Here is a 15669-nt window from a genome sequence, read left to right as displayed (position 1 = left end):
CCGTCAGCAGGACAACCTGCGAACACATGCTGCACAATGAACCGGTGAGCCCTGCCGACGACATCGACGAGAAGTCACTCGCCGACGACCTTCCCGCCGCCCTGCCCGCTGAAACGGTGATCCCCGACCTGGACGCGGATCTTCCGGAGAACCGCTACCTGAACCGCGAACTGAGCTGGCTCGACTTCAATTCACGCGTCCTGGCGCTGGCCGAAGACGTGTCGATGCCACTTCTGGAGCGGGCCAAGTTCCTCGCGATCTTCGCCTCGAACCTCGACGAGTTCTTCATGGTCCGTGTCGCGGGACTCAAGCGCCGCGACGAGACCGGCCTGTCGGTCCGGTCCGCGGACGGCCGATCGCCGCGCGAGCAGCTGCAGATGATCGCTGCGCGCGCGCAGAAGATCGCCGCTCGCCACGCGGGTGTGTTCCTGAACTCGGTGATCCCCGCCCTGACCGCGGAGAACATCCGCATCGTCGAGTGGGCCGATCTCAGCGAAGCGCAGCACAAGAGGCTCCGCGAGCACTTCCACAACGAGCTGTTCCCGGTCCTGACGCCCCTCGCCGTCGACCCCGCGCACCCGTTCCCGTACATCTCGGGCCTGAGCCTCAACTTGGCGGTCAGCGTCCGGGAGGGTTCCGAGGGCGGCGAGCACTTCGCTCGTGTCAAGGTGCCGGACAACGTGAGTCGCTTCATCCGCGTCGATCCGTTGACCGCCGACGCCGACCGCGCCGCCGACGAATCCGTTCCCGCACCCGCGCTGTTCCTTCCGCTCGAGAAGCTGATCGCCGCGAACCTGTCGGAGCTGTTCCCCGGCATGCAGATCGTCGACCACCACGTCTTCCGCGTCACTCGCAACGCCGACTTCGAGGTCGACGAGGACCGCGACGAGGATCTCCTCCAAGCCCTGGAGCGCGAACTCGCGCGCCGACGGTTCGGGTCGCCCGTCCGCCTCGAGGTGGGCGAAGACATGAGCGAGCACATGCTCGAGATGCTGCTCCGTGAACTCGATGTGGATCCGGCCGACGTCATGACGCTGCCCGGCCTGCTCGACCTGACGTGCCTCTGGCAGATCTACGGCATCGACCGCCCGAACCTCAAAGAGCGTCCGTTCGTCCCGAAGACGCATCCTGCGTTCGGTGAGCGGGAGACTCCCAAGAGCATCTTCTCCACGCTGCGTGACGGCGACGTGCTGGTGCACCACCCGTACGACTCGTTCTCGACGAGCGTTCAGCGGTTCATCGAGCAGGCCGCCGCCGACCCCCAGGTCCTGGCCATCAAGCAGACGCTGTACCGGACGTCGGGCGACTCCCCGATCGTGAACGCCCTGATCGACGCCGCCGCCGCGGGCAAGCAGGTCGTGGCGCTCGTTGAGCTCAAAGCGCGTTTCGACGAGCAGGCCAACATCAAGTGGGCCCGCAAGCTGGAGCAGGCGGGCGTCCACGTGGTCTACGGCCTGGTCGGCCTGAAGACGCACTGCAAGACCTGCCTCGTGGTCCGCCGTGAAGGCTCGACTCTGCGTCGCTACTGCCACATCGGCACCGGCAACTACAACCCCAAGACTGCGCGCCTCTACGAAGACGTAGGCCTGTTCACCGCCGCGCCCGAGGTCGGAGCGGACCTCACGGACCTGTTCAACACGTTGACCGGGTACTCACGCAAGCAGGACTACCGCAATCTGCTGGTGGCGCCTGCCGGCATCCGCAAAGGCATCGTCGAGCGGATCCACGGCGAGATCGCCGCGCTGCAGGCGGGTGACACTCGCGCACGGGTGCAGCTCAAGGCGAACGCGCTCGTCGACGAGAAGGTCATCGATGCGCTGTACCGCGCGTCGCAGGCGGGTGTGCCGGTCGACGTCATGGTTCGCGGCATCTGTGCTCTCAAGCCGGGGGTGCCGGGGATCAGCGACAACATCGTCGTCCGCTCGGTGCTCGGCCAGTTCCTGGAGCATTCGCGAATCCTGCACTTCGGTGCACAGGACGAGTACTGGATCGGCAGCGCCGACATGATGCACCGGAACCTCGACCGGCGTGTCGAGGTGATGGTGCAGGTGCGTGATCAGCGTCTGGTGGCCGATCTGCAGGACATCTTCGACTCGGCGATGGACCCGCGCACACGCTGTTGGGAGCTCCGCGCCGAAGGTGCATGGGAGGCACTTCCCGCGGCAGGCGAAGAGGTCCGCGACCATCAGCGTCGAATGGCCCAGCGCACGCGTCACCACATGGAGCAGAACTCAGCGGGATGAGTTCTCCGCGGAGAGTCGTCTGGGCCGCCGGAGGTGTTCTCTGGCGGCACGCCGAGGTCGGTGTCGAGGTGGCGATCGTGCATCGTCCCCGGTACGACGACTGGTCTCTGCCGAAAGGCAAAGCCGAGTCGGGTGAGCTCCTGGTGACGACCGCGGCTCGCGAGATCGTCGAGGAGACCGGCTACGAGATCCGCATGGGTCGACGACTGTGCACCGTGGAGTACCGACTGCACTCCGGTGCGCAGAAGAAGGTCGGTTACTGGGCGGTCGCGGCGACCGGCGGCGAGTTCGTGCCGAATCACGAGTGCGACGAACTGCGGTGGGTCGGGGTGGAGCAGGCGACCGCCCTCGTCAGCTACTCGGCGGATCGTCGGGTGCTCCACGAGTTCGGGTCACAGGACGTCGTCGGCCTCCGGACGTTCGTCGTGGTCCGACACGCCAAGGCCGGCAGGCGGTCCCGCTTCCACGGTGACGACCGGCAGCGTCCACTCGAACCGGAGGGACGCCGCCAGGCGGCGGCTCTGGTCGACCTGTTGGGATTGTTCGGCGCGCATCGCCTGCACGCCGCCGACCGACTGCGCTGCATCCAGACGTTCGAACCGTTGGCCGACGCGTTGCGCACCGACATCGTGAGCGAGCCGTTGTTGTCGGAGGAGGCATACCTCGCCGACCCGGACGCCTCATTCGGCCGCCTTCGCAAGATCGCGTCGCACGGCGGCGCGGTGCACGCGGTGTGCAGTCAGGGCGGTGTGATCCCACCCGTCCTGGAGCGTTGGGCCGAACTCGACGGGGTCGAGGTCCCGGCGTCGCGCAACCGCAAGGGCAGTGTGTGGGTTCTGACGTTGCGTGGCGACGCTCTCGTGTCCATCGACCACATCCCGAGTCCCATCGCCTGAGCTCGGGCGCTGCAGTCAGTTCAGCTCTTCTTCGCGGCAGCCTTCCTCGGGGGCGTCTTCTTGGCCGCGGTCTTCTTCGCAGCGGTCTTTTTCGCGGGCGTCTTCTTGGTCGCGGTTCTCTTCGCAGCGGTCTTCTTGGCGGGAGACTTCGGCTCGGTTTCGGGGGCGGCGCGTTTCACTGCGGGCTGGTCGTCTGTGATGGGCTGCTCGCCTGCGACGATCGCCTTGAACTGGGCACCCGGCCGGAACGACGGGACCTGCGTCGCCTCGACTCTGACCGTCTCCCCGGTTCGCGGATTACGTGCTACTCGCGCCGCTCGGGCGCGCTTCTCGAAGACGCCGAAGCCGGTGATCGTGACGCTCTCCCCCTTGTGGACTGCGCGCACGATGGTGTCGATCAGCTGCTCGACAGCGGCTGTCGCGGTCTTTCGATCGGCGTCGAGGCGCTTGGTGAGTTCCTCGACGAGCTCTGCTTTGTTCATCCAAACCTCCGCGGATCACGCCGACCGGTCGTGTCAGCCCGTTGGTATTAGCTACGTCACACCGTAGGAGGTCATCTGTTGCCTCACAGCGACTTTAAGGAAATCTCGTTGCTCTGTTCACAGCAGAACACCCGCCGCGACGCGTTGACGGACGTCGAGACGGGTGTTCAGCGGGAGTTCGGCTATTACAGGGTGACCGGTTTGAACGACGGTCGCTCCGCTTCGTACGAGTCGATCGCGTCGGTCTGACGCAGAGTCAGGCCGATGTCGTCGAGGCCCTCCATCAGGCGCCAGCGGGTGTAGTCGTCCACCTGGATCGGAACCACGAGGTCGCCCGCGGTGGCGGTCATGTCCTCGAGGCTGACGGTGATCTCCAGCCCGGGTTCGGCGTCGAGTCGCTTCCACAGCAGTTCGACGTCGGCCTGTTCCATCTGCGCGGCGACGAGTCCCGCCTTGCCGGAGTTGCCACGGAAGATGTCCGCGAAGCGGGACGAGATGACAACGCGGAAGCCGAAGTCCATGAGTGCCCAGACGGCGTGCTCACGGGACGATCCGGTGCCGAAGTCCGGACCGGCGACGAGCACCGACCCGTTCGACCACGGTTCGTTGTTCAGGATGAAGCCCGGGTCGGCTCGCCAGCCGGCGAACAGGCCGTCCTCGAAGCCGGTGCGGGTGACCCGCTTGAGGTAGACGGCCGGGATGATCTGGTCGGTGTCGACGTTGCTGCGCTGCAGCGGGACGCCGACGCCGGTGTGGGTGATGAACGGTTCCATGTCAGTTCCTCCTGCTCAGACCAGATCGGCCGGTGCGGCCAGGTATCCGCGCACGGCGGTTGCGGCGGCGACGGCCGGTGACACGAGGTGCGTCCGACCGCCCTTGCCCTGACGGCCCTCGAAGTTGCGGTTCGACGTCGACGCGCACCGCTCGCCCGCCGAGATCTGGTCGGGGTTCATTCCGAGACACATCGAGCAGCCCGCCATGCGCCATTCGGCGCCCGCCGCCGTGAAGATCTCGCCGAGGCCTTCTTCATCGGCCTGAGCTCGCACCTTCATCGACCCGGGGACCACCAGCATTCGCATGCCGTCGGCGATCGTCCGGCCGTTCAGGACCTCGGCCACGGCCCGCAGGTCCTCGATGCGGCCGTTGGTGCACGAACCGACGAAGACGGTGTCGACCTTGACCTCGCGCAGTGGGGTCCCGGGCGTCAGGCCCATGTACTCGATGGCGCGCGACGCGGCCAGCGACTCGGTCTCGTCGACGATGTCGGCGGGGTCCGGGATGCTGGCGCCAAGCGGCAGACCCTGCCCGGGATTGGTCCCCCAGGTGACGAACGGGGTGAGCTCGGAGGCGTTGATGTGGACCTCGCGATCGAACACGGCGTCGTCGTCGGTGCGCAGGCTGCGCCAGTACTCGACTGCGGCGTCCCAGTCGTCTCCCTGCGGGGCATGCGGGCGGCCCTTGAGGTACTCGAAGGTGATGTCGTCGGGGGCGATCATGCCGGCGCGGGCACCGGCCTCGATGGACATGTTGCACATCGTCATGCGCGCTTCCATCGACAACTTCTCCACGGCCGGGCCGCGGTATTCCAGGACGTGGCCCTGTCCGCCGCCGGTGCCGATCTCGGCGATGACGGCCAGGATCAGGTCCTTGCTGGTGACGCCGTCGGGCAGTTCGCCGTCGACCGTGATGGCCATCGTCTTGAACGGGCGCAGCGACAGGGTCTGGGTGGCCATGACGTGCTCCACCTCGGAGGTGCCGATGCCCATCGCGAGCGCGCCGAACGCTCCATGGGTCGAGGTGTGGCTGTCGCCGCACACCACGGTCATGCCGGGCTGGGTGAGTCCCAGCTGCGGGCCGACGACGTGCACGATGCCCTGCTCCGCGTCGCCCATCGGGTGCAGGCGGACGCCGAACTCCTCGCAGTTGCGGCGCAGTGTCTCGACCTGCAGCGCGGACACCTGGTCGGCGATCGGGCTGAAGATGTCGACGGTGGGGACGTTGTGGTCCTCGGTCGCGATGGTGAGGTCGGGGCGACGGAGCTTGCGCCCTGCCACGCGCAGGCCGTCGAAGGCCTGCGGACTCGTCACCTCGTGCACCAGGTGCAGATCGATGTAGATCAGATCCGGATTCGTGTTGCCACTCGCGTCGACCTCGCCCGGAACGACGACGTGGTCGTCCCACACCTTCTCGGCCAGGGTCCGCGGCTTGGCGGTCGTGTCATTCATGCGCCACTTGCCTCTCCAAACGCCTCCGGGGGCTGCCGTCAGCATTTGATCTCAGTATTTGGACAGCTAGTATCGTCCTATGGGAAAGGATAGCGGAATCGGCGTGCTGGACAAATCCGTTGCGGTCCTGACGACCGTCGCAGCCGCACCACGCAACCTCAACGAACTCTGCGAGGCCACCGGGCTGCCTCGCGCCACCGCGCACCGCCTCGCCGTCGGACTCGAGGTCCACGAGTTCCTCACCCGCGACGACACGGGCCGTTGGACGCCGGGACCAGCGCTGGCTCGTCTCGCCGCGACGGCCCGTGACGACGTCCGCGAGGCGGCGTTGCTCGTCCTGCCTCGGCTGCAGGAGTCCACCGGCGAGTCGGTCCAGTTGTACCGCAGGGAGGGTTCCGAGCGGGTCTGCATAGCCGCGTCCGAACCCCCGACCGGCCTGCGAGACACGGTTCCCGTCGGCACCAGGTTCACCATGGCCGCAGGGTCTGCGGCGAAAGTACTCGCCGCATGGGCCGCCCCGGACATCCGCGACGCGCTGATCCCTGACTCTGTCTACACCGAACGCTCACTCGCCGACATCCGACGCCGCGGGTGGGCACAGAGCGCCGCCGAGCGAATCGACGGCGTCGCCAGCGCCTCGGCGCCCGTGCGCGACGCCTCCGGCTCCGTCGTAGCAGCCGTCTCCATCTCCGGCCCCATCGGTCGACTGGGACGTCGACCGGGTGAACGTTTCGCCGCCGAACTCATCCGTGCGGCCGACGCCATCGGTGCACGCCTGCAGTGACTTCGCTAACGTTCGATCATGGGAACGAAGCAACGCTCGCAGATCGTGATGTCCGACGACGAGATCACTGAATTCATCAATCAGCACCGCACCGGCACCTGGGCCACCCAGGGCAAGGACGGAATCCACCTCATCGCCATGTGGTACGCCGTGATCGACGGCGAGATCTGGATCGAGACCAAGGCGAAGTCGCAGAAGGTCGTCAACCTTCGGCGCGACCCGCGCGCCACGATCCTGATCGAGGACGGACTCACCTACAACGCGCTGCGCGGCGTCAGCATCGAAGGCACGACGGAGATCCACGACGATCCCGACACCTGCCTCGCCGTCGGGATCAGCATCTGGGAGCGCTACAACGGGCCCTACACCGACGACCTCAAGCCCGCCGTCGACGCCATGATGAACAAGCGCGTGGCAGTCCGCCTCATCCCGACCCGAATCCGCTCATGGGACCACGGCAAGCTCGGGCTACCCGAGATGCCGCTCACCGGATCCACCGCCGAGTTCTACACCTGAGCCTCCCGCGCTCGTTGAGCGAGCTTGCGACTCGAATCGTCTAGACACGCACTTTCCGGCTCGGCTGCCCCACTCGCCACATCGGCGCGCTCAGGCACGACTCACCTGCGTCGTCTGGCACTGAGTGAACGCACGAAACAACGGAAACTGGTTCCCCCGTCGTCCCAAGCATCTGTGAACATCAGCCGGGATGAGCGGTGCCGGACGCTTCAGCTCGCTCAACGAGCGGTAGAGCGGAACGACGGTGGCAAACGGAGGAAACGCAGAAGGTCCGCACCGAGTGGTGCGGACCTTCTGTAGTAGCCCCGACGGGATTCGAACCCGCGCTACCGCCTTGAGAGGGCGGCGTCCTAGGCCGCTAGACGACGGGGCCCTAGAACACTTGTTCAGTTATGATACACACGCTTTTACCCGTGTACATCGCTGGGGTACCAGGACTCGAACCTAGAATGGCGGTACCAGAAACCGCTGTGTTGCCAATTACACCATACCCCAAGGGTTTGATCCGAGCCTCGCCGGGCGAAACCGCCTGGCTCCTCTCGGGCCGTGGAGTACATTACCAACAACTCCACCCCAAACCACAAATCGGCAGGTCAGACCGCCTTTTCCGCGATCTCACGGGCGAGCGACAGGCGAGCGAGAGTCTTCTCGCGCCCCAGCAGCTCCATCGACTCGTACAGCGGAGGGCTCACTGCGGCGCCGGTGACACCCACCCGGACCGGACCGAAGGCCTTGCGCGGCTTCAGCTCCAGACCGTCGATGAGCGCCGCCTTGAGGCCCTCCTCCAACGACGCGGTGTCCCACGCCTCCACCGATTCGCACACGGCGATCGTGGCGTCGAGAATCGGCACTGCGTCCGCGCCGAGGTTCTTGGCCGCAGCCTTCTCGTCGTACGCAAAGTCCGCGTCGTCGATGTACAGGAACTTGATGAGGTCCCACGCGTCGCCGAGCACCTGAATGCGGGTCTGCACCAGATCGGCGACGACGGCGAACTGTGCGTCGTCCACCGACTCGCTCAGACGGCCGGACGCGGTCAGGAACGCGCGCAGACGCGCCGCGAAGTCCGCGGGCTCCAGCCGACGGATGTGCTCGGCGTTGATCGAATCGGCCTTCTTCTGGTCGAAGCGCGCCGGGTTCGAGTTGACGTTGCGCACATCGAAGGCACCGATCATCTCGTCAAGAGTGAAGATGTCCTCGTCGCTCGAGAATCCCCAACCGAGCAGCGCCAGGTAGTTGAGCAGCCCCTCGGGGATGAATCCACGGTCGCGATGGTGGAAGAGGTTCGACTCCGGATCACGCTTGGACAGCTTCTTGTTGCCCTCGCCCATCACGAAGGGGAGGTGTGCGAACTCCGGCACGGCGTCGGCCACCCCGAGGCGCATAAGCGCCTGGTACAGGGCGATCTGACGCGGCGTCGACGAGAGCAGGTCCTCGCCGCGAAGGACGTGCGTGATCTTCATCAGCGCGTCGTCCACCGGATTGACCAGGGTGTACAGCGGGTCGCCGTTCGCGCGAGTGAGCGCGAAGTCGGGCACGGTGCCGGCTTTGATCGTGGTGGTGCCGCGCACCAGGTCGTCCCACGTGAGGTCTGCATCAGGCATCCGCAGGCGGACAACCGGACTGCGTCCCTCCGCACGGAACGCTTCACGCTGCTCATCGGTCAGGTCACGATCGAAATTGTCGTACCCGAGCTTGGGGTTGCGGCCCGCCGCGAGGTGACGCGCCTCGACCTCCTCGGGTGTCGAGTACGCCTCGTACGCCTCCCCCGCCGCGAGGAGCGCAGCGACGACGTCGAGATGCAACTGCTTGCGCTCGGACTGCCGGTACGGCGCGTACGGGCCGCCCACCTCGGGGCCCTCGTCCCACTCCAGGCCGAGCCAACGGAGTGCGTCGAGGATCGCGTCGTACGACTCCTGACTGTCGCGTGCGGCGTCGGTGTCCTCGATGCGGAACACGAACGTGCCGCCCGTGTGGCGAGCCTGCGCGAAGTTGAACAGTGCCGTCCGAGCGAGCCCGACGTGCGGGGTTCCGGTGGGTGACGGACAGAATCGGACGCGAACGTTTTCACCGGTAGTCATGCAGGTCAGCCTATGTCATCGACGCCGTGAGCTCGCGTCCGGAGTCAGCGCTGAGAGTCGAGGTATCCGATCAGGAGTCCGTTGACGGCCTCCGGTCGTTCCAGGTAGCCGAAGTGCCCGGCGTCCGCGACCTCCTCGTACCGCGATCCGGGGATCGCATCGGCCACTTCGCGGGCGAGGTGCACCGGGAGAGTGCGATCGTCGGCGAACCCGACCACCAGCGTGGGCCGCGTGATGGACCGGTACGCGGCCAGGCGGTTCTGATCCCGTTCGGGCAGGTCGAGTTGAGCGCGGACACCCGGCGTGGACGACTGCCCGCCGAACCCGATGATGTCGAGCCAGTCGCGTGCGGACCTGTCGTCGGCCAACGTCGCAGGCGACAGGTTCATGTGCGCGGTGATCGCAGCGAAGAACGGCGCAGGCAGTTCACGCCCGGCGTCGAGCAGCGCCCGCTCGCCCTCGTTGTACGCCGTGAGAAGCGGCGTCGTACGACCGTAAGTGCCGAGCATCACGGCGGCCCTGACGAGTTCCGGCCTCGCCAGCGCGAGCTCCTGTGTGATGCGCGCGCCAAGCGAGGTTCCGACCACGAATGCAGGCGCACCGAAGTGCTCAATCACGGCAGCGGTGTCGGCCACCATGTCCGCCATCGTGAAACCGTTCGCGCATTCGCTCGACGGTGCGATGCCGCGGTTGTCGAAGGTCACCACCCGGTAGCCCGCCTTGAGTAGAGCGGGCTGTTGATTCGCGTGCCACACCCGCCCGGGACTGCCGGTGCCCATCACCATCACGACGAGCGGACCGTCGCCCACCGCGGTGCACGACAACACCACATCGCCGTTGCGGACCTGAACTGGAGCGATGCGGCCGGGTCGGGTCACTTGTCGATCACCGGGTTGCTCAGCGTGCCGATGCCTTCGACGGTCACCGACACCGTCTGGCCCGCGACCATCGGGCCGATCCCCTCGGGTGTCCCGGTCAGAATCACGTCACCGGGGAGCAGGGTCATCACTCGAGACACCCATTCGACGATCTCGCCTACCGAATGCAGCATCAGCGAGGTGCGGCTCGACTGCTTGACCTCGCCGTCGAGTTCGGTACGGATCGCGACGTCGGACGGATCGAAGTCGGTCACGATCCACGGACCGAGCGGGCAGAAGGTGTCGTATCCCTTGGCCCGAGTCCACTGACCGTCGTACGCCTGCTGATCGCGAGCGGTCACGTCGTTGGCGACGGTGTATCCGAGGATCACGTCTTTCGCCTTCGCGGCGGGAACGTCCTTGCACGGGCGGCCGATCACGATCGCCAGCTCACCCTCGAAGTCCACGCGCTCGGACGACGGCGGCCGGACGATCGCAGCACCCGGGCCGATGATCGACGTGTTCGGCTTGGAGAAGATCACCGGATCGGCGGGAGCCTCCGAACCCATCTCGGCTGCATGAGCGGCGTAGTTCTTGCCGATCGCGATGATCTTGGTGGCCAGGATCGGCGCCAGGGGTCGCGTGTCGGCGAGCTTCCACGTACGGCCGGTGAACGTCGGATCGCCGAAGGGATGCTCCGCGATCTCACGGGCGATCTCCTGGCCCTCTTCACCTTCGACGGAGACGAATGCGACTCCGTCCGGACTTGCGACACGACCCAGTTTCATACCCCGAAGGTTAACGCACGCCCGATCGTGTTCTAGAATATGAAACATTAGTTCCACTATTTGAGATTCTAGTGAGGTGTGCAGATGACTCAGACCATGTCGGCGACCAGGCGGTGGACGATGCTCGTCTGCTCGCTCGTCGCGGCCATGACAACCACCTGCGCCACCGCGGGCGTCGCCTATGTGATCCCCGTGCTCCACCGCGACCATGGGATGTCGCTGACCGACGCAGCCACCTTGGCCGCAGTGCCGACCATCGGCCTGACGTTGACGATCATCGCCTGGGGAGCCGCACTCGACCGGTTCGGAGAGCGACGTGTCCTCCTGGTGTCGTTGACTGTCACACTGGCCGGCACCGTGGCGGCGTTCGTCGTCGCCCAGACCGGCGGAGGATTTACCGCGCTGGTGATCCCGTTGCTGATCGGCGGTTTGGGCGCCGGTGCCGCGAACGGCGCGAGCGGACGGATCGTGGTCGGATGGTTCCCCGCCGATCAGCGAGGCACGGCGATGGGGGTTCGTCAGATGGCCCAGCCGCTCGGCATCGGTGTGTGCGCTCTGACGATGCCGGCGCTCGCCGACCACTGGGGACTGGCGGCGGCCCTCACCGTGCCTGTCGCGGTGACCGTGATCGGTCTGATCGCGGTGGCCGCAGCCGTCGTCGACCCGCCCGTACCGTCGGCGGGGACGTCGGTCCCGACAGGCAACCCGTACCGCGGGTCCAGTTTCCTGCAGCGTGTCCACGCCGTCAGTGTGCTGTTGGTGATCCCACAGTCGATGCTCTGGACGTTTGTGCCCGCGTGGTTGATCGTCGGTCACGGCTGGTCGGCGCTCGGAGCGGGAGCCCTGGTCACCGCGACCCAGGTCACGGGCGCATTCGGGCGCATCGCCGCGGGCAGACTCTCGGACGTGATGGGATCGCGGATGCGGCCGGTCCGGTACATCGCCGTCGCCGCGGGTGCGTCGACCGCGCTGCTGGCGTTGACCGACTGGATCGGCAGCCCCGTCGCGGCCGCCGTGATGGTGATCGCCTCGATCAGCACCGTCGCCGACAACGGTCTCGCCTTCACCGCGATCGCCGAGTTCGCGGGCCCGTCGTGGAGCGGCCGCGGCCTCGGCGTCCAGAACACGGCCCAGTACGTCACCACCGCCGCGGCCACTCCCCTGTTCGGCGGGGTCATCGAGACGGCCGGCTACCCCGCCGCCTTCGCCGTGGCCGCCGTCGCGCCGCTGGTCGCCATCGGGCTGGTGCCCCGCGACGCCGTGCGCGGCCGCGAGGAGCCGGTAAGCGTCGAGAAGGCTTAGGTTGGCCTGGACTCAGGTTCAAAGATGCTCGGACAGCAGGAGGGACTCGACCTGCGCCGTGCCGGCGCGTCTCGCTGAGTGGACTCCTCTGCCTCAACGCCGAAAACGTGCCTCAACATCACTGGACAGCCTGAGCTCAGGCTGTTTCGACGGTGGGATATCGCGTCTTTCTCGCATCTGCTGACGCCAGAGCAGACGGGCACCCATCGCGATCGTCAAAATGCCCGCATCATTTCGGGAATTCACTTCCATACGCGCACGATGACAGATAGATCTGACAGTCCGGCCGGGCCTGCAGGAAAACTAGGCGCCCCACCGAGCAGAGCTACCTGCCTCATCTCGCACTCACCTGCCTCATTGCGTCCTACCTGCCTGAGCTCAGGCAGGTAGGACAAGTTGAAGCAGGTAGAAGCAAGATGAGGCAGGTGAGTCGCGTCGTTCCCGCGTCTCAGCACGCGAGTGATACGCAGGAGGCGGCGGGCATCGCGTCGCGTCCTCAGCGTCGTTGACGACGACCCGGCCCGCGACAACGTTCGCCTCAGGGGATCTCGACACGCCTCCTCGCCCAGGGGCTCGTCGACGGCTCGATCACCGGGCGGTGAGGGCGCGAGGCTCGATCACCGGGAGAGGTTTCGCCAACACAAAAGGACCGCACCGACATCAAGCCGGTGCGGTCCTTTCGGTAGTGCAGATCAGACGAGCGCGAGGATACGGTCGCCCACCTCGGTGGTGGAACCGCGGTTTTCGCCGCGCGAGGCGACGTCGGACGCGACGGCGTTCTCGACGCGGGCAGCGCCCTCATCGTCGCCGAGGTGCCGCAGAAGCAGCGCGACGGACAAGATGGCCGCTGTCGGGTCGGCGATGTTCTGGCCCGCGATGTCGGGGGCACTGCCGTGGACAGGCTCGAACATCGAGGGGCTGGTGCGCGTCGCGTCGATGTTGCCCGACGCGGCGAGACCGATGCCGCCGGACACTGCGGCCGCGAGGTCGGTGATGATGTCGCCGAACAGGTTGTCGGTGACGATCACGTCGAAGCGGCCCGGATCGGTGACCATGAAGATGGTCGCCGCGTCGATGTGCAGGTAGTCGGTGACGACGTCGGGGAACTCCTTGCCGATCTCCTCCACGGCGCGGGTCCACATGCCGCCGGCGAACTGCAGCACGTTGTTCTTGTGGACCAACGTGAGCTTCTTGCTGCGCGCCTGAGCGCGGACGTACGCGTCACGGATGACACGTTCGATGCCGAAGCGCGTGTTGACGCTGACCTCGGTGGCAACCTCGTGCGGTGTGCCGACGCGGATCGCGCCGCCGTTGCCGGTGTACGGGCCCTCGGTGCCTTCGCGGACGACGATGAAGTCGATCTTCGGGTCGCCTGCCAGCGGAGACTTCACACCGTCGAAGAGGATCGACGGGCGCAGGTTCACGTGGTGATCCAGGATGAAGCGCAGCTTCAGCAGGAATCCACGTTCGAGGACGCCGGACGGAACAGACGGGTCGCCGATCGCGCCGAGGAGGATCGCGTCGTGCTCACGGAGCGACGCGACGTCTTCGTCGGTCAGGAGTTCGCCGGTCGCGTGGTAGCGCCGTGCACCGAAGTCGTACTCGGTGGTCTCCACATCGGGGTGCAGCTTGCGCAGCACCTTCAGACCCTGTGCGGTGACCTCGGGACCGATTCCGTCGCCGCCGATGACTGCCAGTTTCACGAGAGGTCCACCTGCTTGATGAGGGTCGCGGAGACGGCGTCGCCGATCGAGGCGAGGAGCGCGTCGTCAAGCTCGCGGTCCACGCGCAGGAGCATGGTGGCGCCCTCGCCGTCCGCGTCCTGTGCGAGTGCGGCGGCGACGATGTCGACACCGCCGTCGCCGAGCAGCGAGCCGATCTTGCCGAGCGAGCCCGGCTGATCGGCGTAGCTGACCAGCAGGTTACGGCCTTCAGCGCGGAGATCGAGGTTGCGGCCGTTGACGTTGACGATCTTCTGGACCTGACGCGGACCGGTCAGGGTGCCCGCGACGTTGACGGTGCTGCCGTCGGCGAACACCGCCTTGACGTCGATCTGGCTGCGGTGGTTGGGGCTCTCCGACTCCGTGACGACCTCGTGGCTCACACCGCGCTCGCTGGCGACCGCCGGAGCGTTGACGAAGGTGACCGGCTCGTCGACCACGGCTGAGAAGAGGCCGCGGACGGCCGAGAGGCCGAGCACGTCGACGGGGCTGGCGGCGAGTTCGCCGCGCACCTCGACGGTCAGGTTGGTGGGCATGCCGCCCGCGACGACGCCCGCGAGGACGCCGAGCTTGCGGGACAGTTCGAGCCAGGGTGCGACCTCATCGTCGACGGGTCCGCCGGTGATGTTGACGGCGTCGGGGACGAAGTGACCCGCGAGAGCGAGCTGGACGCTCTTGGCGACGTCGGTGCCGGCACGGTCCTGTGCTTCGGCGGTCGATGCGCCGAGGTGCGGGGTGACGACGACCTGCGGCAGTTCGAACAGCGGCGAGTCGGTGCAGGGCTCGGTGTCGAAGACGTCGAGGCCCGCGCCGCGGACGCGGCCTTCGGTGATGGCGTCGGCGAGAGCCTGCTCGTCGATCAGTCCGCCACGCGCGGCGTTGACGATGATGACGTCCTTCTTGACCTTCGCCAACTGCTCTGCGCCGATGAGACCTGCGGTCTCCTTGGTCTTCGGCAGGTGGATGGTGATGAAGTCGGCGCGCTCGAGGAGTTCGTCGAGGGTGACCAGTTCGATGCCGAGCTGTGCGGCGCGGGCAGCCGAGACGTAGGGGTCGTACGCGATGATGTGCGTCTCGAATGCGGCGAGGCGAGCCGCGGCGAGCTGGCCGATGCGGCCGAGGCCGACGACGCCGACGGTCTTGTCGAAGAGTTCGACGCCGGAGAACGACGAGCGCTTCCAGGTGTGCTCACGCAGGGTCGCGTCGGCGGCGGGCACCTGACGTGCGGCCGACATGAGCAGCGCGACGGCGTGCTCTGCTGCCGAGTGGATGTTGGAGGTCGGAGCGTTGACGACCATGACGCCCCGTGCGGTGGCGGCGGGCACGTCGACGTTGTCGAGTCCGACGCCTGCGCGGGCGATGATCTTCAGCTTCTTGCCCGCGTCGAGCACCTCTGCGTCGACGGTGGTCGCCGACCGGACGAGGATGGCGTCGGCATCGACAACGGCCTCGAGGAGCTTGGGGCGGTCCGGGCCGTCGACCCAGCGGACCTCGACGTCGCCGCCGAGTGCTTCCACGGTCGAGGGGGCGAGCTTGTCGGCGATCAGGACGACTGGGCGGCCGGCATCGGTCACAGTGTTCTCCAGATTCTCAGGTTGCGGACACCGTCGAGAAGATGTCGCGGGTCGATTCAGCATTGTCGATTCTAGAGCCCTGCGACCGTGGGCTCATACCCGCCCATCTGCGATTGTGGTGGCCGACACGCAGCACCGGTACATTGCAGACCGCGTATCGATTCAGTCACGACCGACCTCTGAACCGTTTGTGGCCTGGGGTT

12 protein-coding genes, 2 tRNA genes and 1 pseudogene are annotated in these 15669 nt (G+C 66.7%); 5 read left to right on the top strand and 10 right to left on the bottom strand.

Features of this window, described 5'->3' with window-relative positions:
- Positions 1-26: 26 nt before the first annotated feature.
- Positions 27-2243 carry an RNA degradosome polyphosphate kinase gene (locus tag WFK36_RS04560; RefSeq protein WP_008381127.1) on the top strand — a complete coding sequence of 739 codons (2217 nt, stop codon included), beginning with the start codon at positions 27-29 and terminating at the stop codon, positions 2241-2243.
- Positions 2240-3139 (top strand): NUDIX hydrolase, encoded by a 900-nt coding sequence (locus tag WFK36_RS04555; RefSeq protein ID WP_336790065.1) that lies wholly within the window; start codon positions 2240-2242, stop codon positions 3137-3139. Before WFK36_RS04560 ends, WFK36_RS04555 begins: the two co-directional genes overlap by 4 nt.
- A 23-nt stretch (positions 3140-3162) precedes the next feature.
- On the opposite strand, the pseudogene WFK36_RS04550 reads toward WFK36_RS04555, so the two are convergent.
- The 3 genes and pseudogenes from WFK36_RS04550 to leuC form a co-directional block, all read right to left on the bottom strand.
- Positions 3163-3621, bottom strand: a pseudogene (locus tag WFK36_RS04550) (HU family DNA-binding protein); the annotation flags it as partial.
- A gap of 185 nt (positions 3622-3806) precedes the next feature.
- Complete coding sequence (leuD, locus tag WFK36_RS04545) at positions 3807-4394, bottom strand: 3-isopropylmalate dehydratase small subunit (RefSeq protein ID WP_336790063.1); 588 nt, start codon at positions 4392-4394, stop codon at positions 3807-3809.
- 15 nt (positions 4395-4409) lie between these two features.
- Positions 4410-5846: a 3-isopropylmalate dehydratase large subunit gene (gene leuC, locus WFK36_RS04540; RefSeq protein WP_008381135.1), complete on the bottom strand. Its 1437-nt coding sequence runs from the start codon at positions 5844-5846 to the stop codon at positions 4410-4412.
- A gap of 79 nt (positions 5847-5925) precedes the next feature.
- Here leuC and WFK36_RS04535 point away from each other — a divergent pair, with 79 nt between their 5' ends.
- The gene (locus WFK36_RS04535; RefSeq protein ID WP_336790060.1) at positions 5926-6630 is read left to right on the top strand and encodes an IclR family transcriptional regulator; all 705 of its coding nucleotides are present in this window, start codon (positions 5926-5928) and stop codon (positions 6628-6630) included.
- An 18-nt stretch (positions 6631-6648) separates the two neighbouring features.
- Positions 6649-7146 (top strand): PPOX class F420-dependent oxidoreductase, encoded by a 498-nt coding sequence (locus WFK36_RS04530; RefSeq protein ID WP_336790058.1) that lies wholly within the window; start codon positions 6649-6651, stop codon positions 7144-7146.
- Between the two features lie 300 nt (positions 7147-7446).
- Here WFK36_RS04530 and WFK36_RS04525 read toward each other — a convergent pair.
- The 5 genes from WFK36_RS04525 to WFK36_RS04505 all read right to left on the bottom strand — a co-directional run bounded on the left by WFK36_RS04525 (position 7447) and on the right by WFK36_RS04505 (position 10869).
- Positions 7447-7519: transfer RNA gene (locus WFK36_RS04525), tRNA-Glu, on the bottom strand.
- A gap of 50 nt (positions 7520-7569) precedes the next feature.
- Positions 7570-7641: transfer RNA gene (locus WFK36_RS04520), tRNA-Gln, on the bottom strand.
- Positions 7642-7739: 98 nt separating this feature from the next.
- Complete coding sequence (gltX, locus tag WFK36_RS04515; RefSeq protein WP_336790056.1) at positions 7740-9224, bottom strand: glutamate--tRNA ligase; 1485 nt, start codon at positions 9222-9224, stop codon at positions 7740-7742.
- 44 nt (positions 9225-9268) lie between these two features.
- Positions 9269-10102: an alpha/beta fold hydrolase gene (locus WFK36_RS04510; RefSeq protein WP_008378095.1), complete on the bottom strand. Its 834-nt coding sequence runs from the start codon at positions 10100-10102 to the stop codon at positions 9269-9271.
- A complete protein-coding gene (locus WFK36_RS04505; protein WP_336790054.1) occupies positions 10099-10869 on the bottom strand; it encodes a fumarylacetoacetate hydrolase family protein in 771 nt (256 codons plus the stop codon). Before WFK36_RS04505 ends, WFK36_RS04510 begins: the two co-directional genes overlap by 4 nt.
- A 78-nt stretch (positions 10870-10947) precedes the next feature.
- Between WFK36_RS04505 and WFK36_RS04500 the strand changes: the two genes are divergently transcribed.
- A complete protein-coding gene (locus WFK36_RS04500) occupies positions 10948-12171 on the top strand; it encodes an MFS transporter (protein ID WP_419717373.1) in 1224 nt (407 codons plus the stop codon).
- A gap of 692 nt (positions 12172-12863) precedes the next feature.
- Here WFK36_RS04500 and WFK36_RS04495 read toward each other — a convergent pair.
- Together WFK36_RS04495 and serA are read right to left on the bottom strand one after the other, a co-directional pair.
- Entirely contained in the window at positions 12864-13874 is a 1011-nt protein-coding gene (locus WFK36_RS04495) for a 3-isopropylmalate dehydrogenase (RefSeq protein WP_336790050.1), read from the bottom strand.
- Positions 13871-15466, bottom strand: coding sequence for a phosphoglycerate dehydrogenase (gene serA / locus WFK36_RS04490; protein ID WP_008378099.1), 1596 nt, complete (start codon positions 15464-15466; stop codon positions 13871-13873). The genes WFK36_RS04495 and serA overlap by 4 nt, the downstream gene beginning before the upstream one ends.
- Between the last annotated feature and the right edge of the window lie 203 nt (positions 15467-15669).

The sequence above is a fragment of the Gordonia malaquae genome (assembly GCF_037148075.1).
GTDB classification, from domain to species: Bacteria; Actinomycetota; Actinomycetes; order Mycobacteriales; family Mycobacteriaceae; genus Gordonia; species Gordonia malaquae.
The sequence above is the reverse complement of the archived record's forward strand: the minus strand, read 5'-3'. Positions and strand labels throughout refer to the sequence as shown.

Bases quoted from the DNA above. Each gene is read 5' to 3' on its own strand.
- leuC (WP_008381135.1), bottom strand. From the start codon at position 5,846: ATGAATGACACGACCGCCAAGCCGCGGACCCTGGCCGAGAAGGTGTGG.
- gltX (WP_336790056.1), bottom strand. From the start codon at position 9,224: ATGACTACCGGTGAAAACGTTCGCGTCCGATTCTGTCCGTCACCCACC.
- WFK36_RS04505 (WP_336790054.1), bottom strand. From the start codon at position 10,869: ATGAAACTGGGTCGTGTCGCAAGTCCGGACGGAGTCGCATTCGTCTCC.
- WFK36_RS04530 (WP_336790058.1), top strand. From the start codon at position 6,649: ATGGGAACGAAGCAACGCTCGCAGATCGTGATGTCCGACGACGAGATC.
- WFK36_RS04555 (WP_336790065.1), top strand. From the start codon at position 2,240: ATGAGTTCTCCGCGGAGAGTCGTCTGGGCCGCCGGAGGTGTTCTCTGG.
- WFK36_RS04535 (WP_336790060.1), top strand. From the start codon at position 5,926: ATGGGAAAGGATAGCGGAATCGGCGTGCTGGACAAATCCGTTGCGGTC.
- leuD (WP_336790063.1), bottom strand. From the start codon at position 4,394: ATGGAACCGTTCATCACCCACACCGGCGTCGGCGTCCCGCTGCAGCGC.
- WFK36_RS04560 (WP_008381127.1), top strand. From the start codon at position 27: ATGCTGCACAATGAACCGGTGAGCCCTGCCGACGACATCGACGAGAAG.